At 32.1% G+C, this 11,760-nt stretch carries 9 protein-coding genes; 2 read left to right on the top strand and 7 right to left on the bottom strand.

Features of this window, described 5'->3' with window-relative positions:
• A partial coding sequence (locus QV06_RS00750; protein ID WP_156541903.1) for a site-specific integrase occupies window positions 1-347 on the top strand: 347 nt, incomplete at its 5' end.
• A 214-nt stretch (window positions 348-561) separates the two neighbouring features.
• Here the strand turns inward: QV06_RS00750 and QV06_RS00745 are convergent.
• From QV06_RS00745 to QV06_RS00715, 7 genes are all read right to left on the bottom strand, one after another.
• On the bottom strand, window positions 562-1,293 hold the full coding sequence (locus QV06_RS00745; protein WP_065236507.1) for a hypothetical protein: 732 nt from the start codon (window positions 1,291-1,293) through the stop codon (window positions 562-564).
• Between the two features lie 1,125 nt (window positions 1,294-2,418).
• Window positions 2,419-3,528, bottom strand: a complete 1,110-nt coding sequence (locus tag QV06_RS00740) for a reverse transcriptase family protein (protein WP_065236506.1) — start codon at window positions 3,526-3,528, stop codon at window positions 2,419-2,421.
• Window positions 3,529-3,705: 177 nt separating this feature from the next.
• Window positions 3,706-4,935: a phosphoribosyltransferase-like protein gene (locus QV06_RS00735; RefSeq protein ID WP_065236505.1), complete on the bottom strand. Its 1,230-nt coding sequence runs from the start codon at window positions 4,933-4,935 to the stop codon at window positions 3,706-3,708.
• Window positions 4,935-6,767 (bottom strand): hypothetical protein, encoded by a 1,833-nt coding sequence (locus QV06_RS00730; protein WP_065236504.1) that lies wholly within the window; start codon window positions 6,765-6,767, stop codon window positions 4,935-4,937. Before QV06_RS00730 ends, QV06_RS00735 begins: the two co-directional genes overlap by 1 nt.
• A 224-nt stretch (window positions 6,768-6,991) precedes the next feature.
• Window positions 6,992-7,636, bottom strand: a complete 645-nt coding sequence (locus tag QV06_RS00725; protein ID WP_065236503.1) for a conjugal transfer protein TraG N-terminal domain-containing protein — start codon at window positions 7,634-7,636, stop codon at window positions 6,992-6,994.
• A gap of 393 nt (window positions 7,637-8,029) precedes the next feature.
• On the bottom strand, window positions 8,030-9,031 hold the full coding sequence (locus QV06_RS00720; RefSeq protein WP_065236502.1) for a phage portal protein: 1,002 nt from the start codon (window positions 9,029-9,031) through the stop codon (window positions 8,030-8,032).
• A gap of 11 nt (window positions 9,032-9,042) precedes the next feature.
• A complete protein-coding gene (locus QV06_RS00715; RefSeq protein WP_065236501.1) occupies window positions 9,043-10,812 on the bottom strand; it encodes a terminase large subunit domain-containing protein in 1,770 nt (589 codons plus the stop codon).
• A gap of 135 nt (window positions 10,813-10,947) precedes the next feature.
• Here QV06_RS00715 and QV06_RS00710 point away from each other — a divergent pair, with 135 nt between their 5' ends.
• Window positions 10,948-11,760 (top strand): GPO family capsid scaffolding protein, encoded by an 813-nt coding sequence (locus tag QV06_RS00710; protein ID WP_065236500.1) that lies wholly within the window; start codon window positions 10,948-10,950, stop codon window positions 11,758-11,760.

Raw genomic sequence — 11,760 nt, 5'->3', positions numbered from 1 at the left:
CATTTTGTCTACTACACCTAAAATTATTATTAAAAGAATTAAGTAAACTAAGACAACCAGCAAATAGCCAACTCTTTAATTTTAATTTATTTTCAAAAGTAACTCGTCGAAAAGGAAAGCCTATGAGCGTCAACCAAGCTACTCACATATTTAGGTGTATATCTGAAGTTGTTGGATTTACATCATCGCCTCATCGTTTTAGACATACAGTTGCTACTTCCTTAATGAAAAATCCTGAAAATGTTTATGTTGTACAAAAATTACTAGGACATAAGGATATTAGTGTTACATTAGGATATATAGAGCATGATGTAGAAATGCTACGAGATTCAGTAAATTTATTATAATTTACCAAGAACAACATAATTAGAAAAAAATGATGGGGAACATAAGTCCCCCACTATATAATATCTTGTTAGCCGCGCCTAACAACCCAATTAACTTGGTTCGTACAAGTACTCGGATCCCTGCATTTTAAATGACCGAGGGGACATTTTCCCAGTCATTCACCTTTAAACCATAAAGATGATGCCTTAAATTCTATAGAAAAAATATTCTATGTCAAGACTTATTTTTTATTTTAGGTAGAGGGCTGAATAATGTCAAAGCAGAAATTCTTGTATTAGGGTAAAGCTCTTTCAATATACCTCTTACACTAGATAGTGTTATCCCCGACGCAAAAATATCATCAATCAATAATATATGAGTAGGCGAATAGCTCTCAAATATACTTGTGTCGCCTGATATTTTAAAAATAGGGAAAAGATAATGTCTATATTGAACTTTCACACTTTTAATATTCAGCTTTTCTTTGTTTCTATTCAAAGCTGTAACAATAATTTGTTTGATTTTATCTGGAACATCTTTATTGGAAGAAATTAGACTAATTATCTCTTCTGGTTCCTTTTTAACAATATAGTCAGCAATATTGAGAATATCAATGTTATAGATATTCTGCAGTATTTGAGATATATCTAAAGGAATACTACAACTAGATGGCATTGGTATAATGAGATCAAAATTACATTTATTGCCAAAATAGTTAATTATTGAACTAAATACATAACTATATAATTTATCAATCGTATCTTCTGTAGTCGTAAGATCATCGCTATTTTTCATTGCATATAATATGGGGCAATTATCACCGGGTGGTCGTTCAGCTGAACGACGAATAATTTCTCTTTGAATAATTGAATATAAATAATCGCCTTCCCATTCATAATACTGAATTTTTGGAACACTGCTTTTGTTAGAAATAGTTACAACATTATTTTCTATTATAAACTTCATTGAATCGAATGTATTTCAGTAAATTAAAAAATTAACTAAGAGTATATCACATACACCGGACATCTTGAATTATGAGACTCATAAAAAATATGAGAATTCACCTTTACACCATTGATCATATTTTTTACTTTCAGGCTTTACAAACATAAAGAAACTGTGTAGGATCTCAAGTGCTAAGTTAGCGATCTTAGCGTTCAATGCTTATTGAGATGTACATTTGGAATGTATAGGCTAGGTACACCCAGATTGAAAGGGTACACCCAGATTGAAAGTATAGTGAATATCTACGCAATGGATTCAAAATCCGCCGCCCTTAAAAGCGTGTTGGTTCGAGTCCGATCCTAGGCACCACTAAAAAGTTTTCAAAAAAAGACCGCCTATAAAAAGGCGGTTTTTGCTTTTTAAATTTCATAATAGATAGGTGTAGTAGACAAAATGGTTGCTGATTTTTAAAAAACTACACCAAGTGGACAAAGTGGTTGCTAATAATTATTTTCTAAGATTAGGTATAGTAGACAAAATTTTTCAGACGGCATTTTTCTGGTATTATATAGCAGAATTATATCAATATATTTCATTAAGCTAAATATTTATTAAAAGCACTAAAAAATCTTCCGATGGATGATCTTTTATGCTTTTTAAATTTTTCATGCTCGTATTTTATCTTTTTATATAGTGTTAGGTATTTTTTATTTAGTTTAGATAAATTTTTATCAATCTATTTAGTTCTTCATGCTGTTCATTTAGTGCCCGTAAAGATGTTTCACGATTTGAAGGCAATGTATTCTATTCGGTAATTCTATCTTGATATATTGCAAGTACATTTCCCTATTTTTTATTATTATATTCCTTTATAACTTTACATTTTATGTAATTTCTCCACCTTTTCTTTATTTGGTAAAAGCGTGTTCTTATAAATAAGTAGACCTGATGTCTCTCTATAAGACTTCTTACTTTTGTAGTTGTATGTATAATTTCCAGTTCCTCCCGCACGGTAATTGTATATATAGCGTGAGTCGTAGTGTTTTTATGGCGCTATATTAACTATTAGTATTTTGGGGTAGCTTATCTGTTGTAAAAAATAAAAATATATGTCCTAATGAGTCCAATAACTGGTATTCTTTATCACCTAAATAACTTGGGTAATAATTTATCCAGTTTGTTCCTATATTTTTTTCCTAAATCTTTATCAATATGTTCCGCATAAACAATAATTCCATCTAAATGATGAAAAAAACCTAGTGAATCTCTGAAACCATAATGCTCAGTAGTTGACTCCCATCCAAACTTTTCAATAGCATATAGAAAAGTGTCAATTTTCTTCTTTCTATCTTTAGATAGCTTAGGGGTGTCATTATTTACTATTAATCCTAAGACTTGTTTTCTATAGCCTTGTCTAGATATAGAAATTTTATTCTTATTAATAATAAACTTTTCAGATTTTATTATTTTTAGTATTTTAGAGTTAATTGTTCTTATTTCTATTTTTGATAATTTCTCATTAGAACTAAAAGTAAGATCATCAGCATATCTTGTATAAATAAGGTTATTAGTGTCAGCTAGCTGACTAAGTTTTACATCCAATTGATTAGCCAAAAGATTACTAAGCATTGGGCTAGTAGGAGCTCCTTGAGGTAAAACACCTAATTCTATTTCTTTATCTTTTACTTTGTATTTTTTTATATACTTTCCATGGTCTTTTATTAAAATAATTGTACACAATCTAGCCATTTGAAAGGATAACTTTTTCGTGTACCCTAAACTCTTAAAAAGATGATATACCGACATTTCATTGATACAAAAGAAAAAGTCCTTTAAGTCATATTTAAATAGAATTTTCGCATTTGTATGTTGTTCAGCACATCTTAAAACTCCACCATCTTTGTGATAGGAAAAACATGATTTATGTATATCTAATTTAGATAAAATGTATTTATTAATGAAATATTGAACTTTTTTTAATTCATTACTTGGAGAATGAATAAATCTATATCCCCCTGTTTTTTTCTTTATTCTAAAGATTTTATAGTAATCTTTTTCTTTAAATCTGCATATAACAGAATAAAGGAGGTGCTGATTTATATTAGTGATTTTTGAAAGGTGTTTTAGATTGAAGATTATTGGTAAATTTTGCTTACGCAAGTTTCGTGCATATTGAATCCATGTATTTAATTGCTCATCAGAGAAATCTTCTTCTAATTTCTGATTAAGAGTATGGAGAGACCAATTTTCCATTTACCATCCAATTTTGTATGACATGGCGACAAAGGGAGCCATGTCTGTAGTTCAATTTTAAGCGAGACTTCGAGCGTTGTTCATAGAACATAAAATTGAACTACAAACAAGGAAAGCTCAGCGTCAGCTTGGTCAAAGAATATTTCTCGAAATATTCCCACACAGGTAACTGTGTCATCACAGAAAAAAATCTTCCTGTAATTCGCTAAAAAGAAATTGATTATGGCCCTCCATATTTCTAGGAGTATAAATTCCAAAATCAAAACTGTCAATCGTATCTATAACTGTTTTATTAATAAGATAAGCTTTACCTGATGGCGTTAACTTATAAAGTTTTTTAACATCAGTTAAAGTAATAAACTTTATCTTAATTAGCCATTCACATAAAACTCTAGTATATTTCTCTGAAAATCCAATTTTAATAGAAATTTTTTTTAAAGTATTGCATTTTTTGTGAATAAAATACAATACCTTTAAATGTGACTTTGATATCTCTGAAAAATTTGGAGGATCTTCATTTTTTAACATTTTTATTAAATTATTTGATACTCTTTTATCTTTAAATAGAGGATTCCATTTGTTTTTTGACTTGCAATAAAAAATACCAAAAACATTATTAGGCACGCTATGTTCAAAAATAACATTACTTGCAGATCCATTATAACCAAATCTATATTTCTTGGGGATTTGAGTGTATCTACTAACTAGATCAATTATATTATCAAAATCATTCCATTCTTCTTCACCGAACAAATACTCAAAAAAAACACAAGGCTGTTCTTTTTTTACTTTTTCAGCTATAAATTTATTGCACTTAATTGTACTTTTTGCTAGTTCTGAAAGGTATAGGCTTAATATAGTTATTCTAAAATAATTTAATGACCAATAACTCTTTATAGTTTTATTATTAAAAAATTCATCAAGGTATTTATTTACTTGCTCTCCAGAAATACTATTATCCACAACAAAAATTATATCTTTAACTCTATATTTCTTTAACGTTTCTATATCTGGAGTTTCTAGTAGAAAACTGTTATCTGATTTACATAAGTCATAAATTATATTAATGACTAAATCTTCACTTCCTCGACCTTTAGGTTTTCTATCTCTAATAATAAAATTATCTTTATTATCAGAATCAATCACCCAAAGATTACTATGTGTAGTATCAAGTTTCATAATAGGATAGATAGCTAATTTAGCTCTCTCTTCTGACATGCTATTAATTAAATTTGTAAGTGATTCTTTAATAAAAATTCTAAAATCACTAATGGTGACAAAACGTAATTGTTTAAGGATGTTAATAGCAATTTCTCGATCTCTTATTTCTTTATTAAATTGTTCTAACCAACTTTGTATTTCGGCTGAATTAATAATAATATTATCTGTAAAATTTAGTTCTTTCATTATTTATATAATGTTTTATATGTGAGTTTACTAATAGAATTAAACACCCAATTACTACTTTCTGCTGTTGGGTGTTTGAATGTTGCAATCTTCATTTCTTTCTTATTCTGTTGTGAAATATACTCAGTAGGTAGTTGCTCTGAAAGTATCACTTCACAAATTATTTCCATTAATTTACTACTTTGAGTGTCATCTAATGAAATAAAGTCTTCATCGTAGCTTTCTTTATAAGTAATACCGCTCATTGAAATGTCATGTGATTTTTGAGAAAAATCTATAATATAGAATTTTTCATCGTCTAGGATGAGACGAATTACCAATGCGATTTCAGGGTAGGCAATAGCATTATCTTGATCTAATGATATGAACACCAAATCATTGTCATCTCTGAATCCTAATTGGGGAGTGAACCAGTGGACCCGCCCGCCATTCTTTAAAGCAAAGTCTTTTGCCATATCCCAAAGTCGAAATAGCTTTATATCTTTATTTTCACTTGTATCATCTAGGAAACAAGCCGCTAAACCTATATTACCTTCTGCGCCATAATGGTCGCCGAATCCAAGCTCATCAGCCTCTTTGGGTTGTATTCCTTTAGTTTGATGTGAATTGTTATTTTGGTGTTGAACATGAACCGTGTTCATGATTCTTTTTTGTCCTAGTTCTTCAAATTTTTTTCTGATACTTTGAGATGTTCTATTATTAGGTTCGCTATCTGTAATTTTTGTGCTGAGATATTCTGTATTTACTTCTCTTTTATACTTTTTGATGGCAGTTTTTTCATTTCCGTTTGATTGGATATTTTTTTCTTCTTCCTTTTTATTGCGATGTAATACAAGAGTAATATCATCGCCGACAGGTTGATTTATACCTACAATTTCTGCACATAAAATAACTCCATTTAACTCAATACCACGAATTTTTAGTTGCACTTTTTGGTCATGCCAAAATTGAACTTTTATCGGCTTTGGATTCTCATCTGAAATCTTAATTTCATTATTAAGCATTTTTGTTCGTTCTAGTGTTACTGCTTTATCATATTTGAGATGGTAAAGGAAAATTGCATCTTTCTTCACAAAATACTTTGATACAACAACGTGTTTTTCATGATATAAAGATGGCTCATTTATATCTAAATAAAACCGTTTTTTGACTTCATTCCAATCGTAGGTTGTTAAAATTCTCTTAATATCTGCTGATATTCCATAATGAGCACAGAAAAGATGTAATGGATGAATAATGAAATCTATACCATCTTGCTGAATTTTGATGAGTTGATTTTTATCATACTTATAGTTGTTACAGTCTAATTCAATAGTGTATAAATTTGGTGAGAATGGCTCGTTGTATTTATGGTTTTCTTTATCATAGAAAGGTTGATAATTTACGTTATCTCTGTTTCCTTCAAATGCTTGATTAGCTGTAACAAGATATTCTTTGAGTTTTATCTGTTTTATTGCCTTGCCGTCTTTCCAAACACTACCAATAAAGAAGTAATGAAGAATATTAATAGGCACAGAAATATACAAAATGCTTAAATGAGTGACACCTCCCTTTTCATAGGTAGGATTCTTTAGGTTTACCAACTTAACTTTAACGTGTGCTTGAGTGTTTTTTCTTTGAAAAAGAAAGCTACTATCGTACCAAACGATGATATATTCATAAGAAGGAAAATACCAACTACTACCTTTAATTGGTGGGTGAGGGCGTGGATTTAATTCAGCATGGTTTTCTAGATATTTCATCTTATTAAAGAATACTGAAAAATCAGGACAGAAACCATCATAGGGTTCATAAGTGAATTCTTTTCCAATAAGTTCATCTACGAAAGACATAATCCACATCCTTTCTATTATTTCAAGAGATATGTAGATTATAAATGATGTGGTAGCTATGTGACAATTATTTGTATCGTTTGCCAATTATTTGTAACTTTAACAATTGAAAGTGATGCAAGTTTTTGAGAGCTTGTATATATGGTTTTGTAGCGATTTTTAATAGCTCTTACTATAAAAAATGAGGTAGAATTTTATTCTACCTCATTTATAATGGTTATATTTTATAAACCTGAAGATATTGCCTTTCCTCCTTTGGATAATATATTACCAGCTTGACCACCAGCCTGTTGGGAAGATTGTGTTCCTTTTACTAGATGTTGAGCTATATTTCCGAGATGTACTCCAGACCAACTTATTGCGGCAAACCAGATTGAAGGTAATATTAAAAAAAGTGAACTCATAACAAAATTTACAATGATGTCATCTTCTGTATTTTCTAAAAAGTATGGATTAAGACTGTTGTGTGTAGATGAACTATATAGTACATCTAATAACCAAGAATCAAGCCATCTCGCTAATTCCCACCAGAAGGTTAGAGATATCAACACAAAGTGCACGAAAGTTAATGTAATAATGATTTTCAATGAATATCCACTCATTATAATAATAAGCGGTATTAAAATGACAATGGATATTAGGGTAAATGCATGTACCATTGGTAGAGCTTGTCGCATTGAATCTAGAGCGGGAAAAATACTGAGACTTCCTACAGCTGAACCTACAGTAGCAGCTAATTGCCGAACCGCCTTTAATAGAAGCAACAGTAGCAACAAAAGAGACTTGAAGTGTTTTGCAATAAATTCATGATTCACTCGCTTAACAAAAAAATTTAAAGTTAAGGAGTATTGGCTTTTATAAAGGTACATTGAAAGGAAAATGGTGCCTAGGGTCTGTACAAAATAATCTTATAAATCAATAATAAAATATATGTTGGGTGCAATATTGAGCAATCTGATATTAAGATTAAAAATATTATATATTTGTGATCTAAATCAAATAAAACGGATCTGATTAGACATAAAAATTGCATTGTTTTGCGTAAAAATGCGTTAAAAAAGATCTGTTAAAAGATCTTAGATCTTTTGTCCTGAATACGGACTCGTATTGATTGCGTTTTTGCGTAATTTTCTACACTTTTATTGTGCGGGCGTGGCGAGGTACGCATCGCGATTTTTTGGTAACGAACATCAAAAAAAGAAAAAAGCTATTGAGAAAACACTCAATAGCTTTTTATCTTTATCTAATTATAAAAATATAAATTAATTTTCTGTATCTAGTAGTCTGTATTTACTAAACTTAATCAAATCTTGCTGAAGATTATAATTATCTCTAAACCAAACATTGATTTCATTGAGCTTTCGTTGCAACGGTTCGATTTCATTGATGAAAAAGACTTTGCCTGCTTTTTCTACATCACCGAAACCACCAGTATTATTCGGGATAATGCCAAGTAATTGAGGCGGCACTCGGTGCGCTGCTAAGATGTCATCACGACTAGTGTTCTTAATATTCAAAAATTCATCTTTCGCTGTAATATCTGACAAAGGTATTACTTGCAATCCTTTCTCTTTGCCGTTTGGTGAATATATAAAAAGGTTTTTAAAATTCCCCTTCCCTTTTGCAGATTTGATCTGTTGTTCTAAATTGTCAATACTCGCTTCCGATTGTAGCGGATCAGTCAAATAGATAATACTTCCTGCATGAGCACCATTAATATAATATTTGCGGCGAAATAAAGTAGCTGCTTCATTTAAAAATGATGATTGCAATGCCGATAAATACTCTGGTAAGCCGTAAATTTCTTGATTAAAATCAGGTTGGATAAAGTGATAAATGCTATCTTTAGGAAACTCAAAGTCATCTATAAAATTAGTGACTTGATAATAGATTCCATCTTTAACCCCTTTCCTAATATATTTTGCCAACATCGCCTGAAGTCTAACTGGCTTACCTAATTTGTTTTTATGGATATAAAAGTAAGCATTACCAAAGATCAAATAATCCAAAATAAACCGTTCTAAATCTAAGCGAGAAATTAAAGACGAAGTTTGCAATGTGCTTAGTAAAATATTTTTCTTTACTGTGATCGCGGTTGAATGATACGACGTTGAATGAAATGCTTTGGCTAAACCAGTAAAGTTAATTGGCGTTGTATAATACTTATTAAGATAAATCGCACTTTCAAAGTAAGATAAAATCTCTGCTTTATCAATAACGGGGATTGGATCATCAAAAGCAAATAGTTTAGGTTGTGTAGTCATTGTTAGTTCCTTTAGTGAAATTCAATAATTCTGGCCGAGGTGTTGTTTTTAGCATCGTAAGGCTCATTAATAAAACAACTCATAATTGCCCACGCAATATCGCCATGGCTTGCTTCTTCCGAGCGATCCGATATATAAGTAATCTGACGCCCAGATTTAGTTACTTGCTTTTTGATGGTCATAAAGCTAGTAATAATATCTTTATCTCCTTGGTCAAACTCAAAACGGCGTTTCTGAATAATATTTAACGTTTTTAAGACCATTTCATTTTTTATATCTAAGTTATAAGATAGCCCCTGCGCAGTAGGAAAAAACTTGCTCACTAACTGAAAAACGCCCTCACCCATACCCGTCTTGTCAATCGTGATACGTGCCACATTATAGCAATCACAATAATGCTTAATCCGTGCAGCTTGCTGCTCAAAATCCATGCCGTGAAAAGTTTGATAATGCAGTAATCTAAATTTACCGCCCTCAACCGCAGGCGGAGCAACAATTACTAACGCGGCCCTATCTCCTGTATAAGCGGGATCATAGCCAATCCAAACAGGACGATTACCAAACGGCCGTTGATAAAATGGATTAAAATCGCGCCAAACTTCGAGCGAATCAATGCCGCATTTCTGCAAATCAATGAACTTAAATACACTGCTGTTATCATCAATGAATTGACATAAAAAAAGCTGCTCAAATTCTTCAACGGAATATTCTAGCTTCAAGGCTTCAATATCAAATAGATTACAACCGCCCTCTTCAGCATCATAAATTGTCACAATCTGACGCCATTGCCCATCAGGCATTAATCGACCAGCTTTTAAATATTCATGGGATAAATTAAACTCTTTGCGTTGATCTGCAGGACGTCCTTTATTAAAACGTTGACCTGACCAAAAAGGATAAGCAGAATGAGATATAGCAGATGGGGTAGAAAAATAGGTTTGCCTAAATTGCTTTTGCGACGCCATACCAGACGCCACCTTTCGGATTTCCTCAAAACGCGGCACCCAAAAGATTTCATCAAAATACAAATTACCATGATACGATTGCGCAGTATTAGAATTTGTACCCAAAAAAATCAATTCGGCTTGATTAGGTAATTTGATTGTTTCACCTTTTAAATCAACATCTGCCGTTTTTTTTGCATAATCACAAATGTAACTACGAAATTGTAAAGCTTGTTTTTTGCTGGCTGATAAAAAGATCTGATTCCGCCCTGTTTTTAGCGAATCAATAAAAGCTTCGTGCGCAAAATAATAAGTCGCACCAATTTGACGACTTTTTAAAATATTGCGAATCCGATATTGCAGTCCAGCGTCGTACCACCTGCGCTGATACGCAAACATTTCAGACAAAAAGCCATTAATTAATGCTTCTTCCTGTTCCTCATTAATCGCATTCTTTTCAGCTTGTTTCCGCTCCGATTTATAACGACTTTTGATTTTAGGATTAAGATCAGTTTCATTACCCCCGCCGTTACTATATTTCTTGATTCGAGCAATCCGCTCCATTTGCCGACTTAGTAAATCTATTTCCTTGAAGTCATGACCCGTTTTGTCGTCTTTGTTAATCAATAAACAAAGTCTAGCCTCTAAAGAGACTTCTACTCGCCCGACTGGTGCCGTGTCTTCCCATTTTTCACGTTCTTTCCAGCTTGATATTGTTGAGGCGGGAATTGCTAAGGTTTTCGCAATTTCGGCAATGCGATAACCAGCCCAATACATGATTTGAGCTTGGCGTTTTTGTTCTGCAGATAGTGTTGTTTTAATGTTTTCTTTTTCCATGCGTTAATCATAGATAGCGCATAGAAATTGGCTTGTTTTGTTATTTGTGATTGCTAATTTCACACAAGACAAAAATAGAAAAATATTTTTAAGCGTTCAATATTGTTGGCAATGTTAAAAACGGAGCAAAAAACTATGTCAACAAAATCTAAGTGGTTTGTCGTTGCGACCGAAGGTGCAACCGCAGACGGGCGTAATATCGAACGCAAATGGTTGGAAGAAATGGCGTCTAACTATGATCCAAAGCTTTACGGAGCAAGGGTCAACTTAGAACATTTCAAAGGTATTTTCCCTGACGGCGACTTTAAACGTCTTGGCGATGTATTAGCGTTAAAAACCGAAGAACGCGACGGAAAGCTACGTTTATTAGCACAAATTGAACCGACAAAAGACTTAATCGAAATGGTAAAAAATAAACAAAAAGTTTATACCTCGATTGAAGTCAACCCAAATTTTGCTGATTTAAACAGTGCTTATCTTGTTGGGCTTGCTGTTACTGATGACCCAGCAAGCTTAGGCACAGAAATGCTCGCTTTTTCCGCACAAGCTAAACAAAACCCACTAGCTCACCGCAAACAAGACAAAGATAACCTCTTTAGTGAAGCGATTGAATTTGCACTAGAACTTGAAGAACAAGAAAAAGAAAGTTTGTTAGATAAACTCAAAGCAATGTTTACAGCGAAAGAAAACTCACAGCAAACAGAACAGCAACTCTACAAAACGTTGGAAGATGTTAGCACGTTATTAACTGAACAAATTAAGCAAGTCCAGGAAAAAAACGAAAATCTTACACAACAACTCAACGAATTAAGCACTGCGAACATCGAGTTAACGCAACAATTACAAGCGTTAGAACAAAAAATTACTACTCTAGAAAAAGAACCCGTTGAATTTAATCGCCCAGTAATTACGGGTGCAGAAAAATCAATGATTGAAACAGATTGCTAA

The organism is Gallibacterium genomosp. 3 (genome assembly GCF_001678475.1).
Classification (GTDB): domain Bacteria; phylum Pseudomonadota; class Gammaproteobacteria; order Enterobacterales; family Pasteurellaceae; genus Gallibacterium; species Gallibacterium faecale.
This window is presented reverse-complemented; position numbering and strand designations above follow the sequence as displayed.

What these genes read in the sequence shown, in the direction of transcription:
- QV06_RS00740 (WP_065236506.1), bottom strand. Translation starts at nt 3,528, where the DNA reads ATGGAAAATTGGTCTCTCCATACTCTTAATCAGAAATTAGAAGAAGAT.
- QV06_RS00730 (WP_065236504.1), bottom strand. Translation starts at nt 6,767, where the DNA reads ATGTCTTTCGTAGATGAACTTATTGGAAAAGAATTCACTTATGAACCC.
- QV06_RS00735 (WP_065236505.1), bottom strand. Translation starts at nt 4,935, where the DNA reads ATGAAAGAACTAAATTTTACAGATAATATTATTATTAATTCAGCCGAA.
- QV06_RS00745 (WP_065236507.1), bottom strand. Translation starts at nt 1,293, where the DNA reads ATGAAGTTTATAATAGAAAATAATGTTGTAACTATTTCTAACAAAAGC.
- QV06_RS00710 (WP_065236500.1), top strand. Translation starts at nt 10,948, where the DNA reads ATGTCAACAAAATCTAAGTGGTTTGTCGTTGCGACCGAAGGTGCAACC.
- QV06_RS00720 (WP_065236502.1), bottom strand. Translation starts at nt 9,031, where the DNA reads ATGACTACACAACCTAAACTATTTGCTTTTGATGATCCAATCCCCGTT.
- QV06_RS00725 (WP_065236503.1), bottom strand. Translation starts at nt 7,636, where the DNA reads ATGTACCTTTATAAAAGCCAATACTCCTTAACTTTAAATTTTTTTGTT.
- QV06_RS00715 (WP_065236501.1), bottom strand. Translation starts at nt 10,812, where the DNA reads ATGGAAAAAGAAAACATTAAAACAACACTATCTGCAGAACAAAAACGC.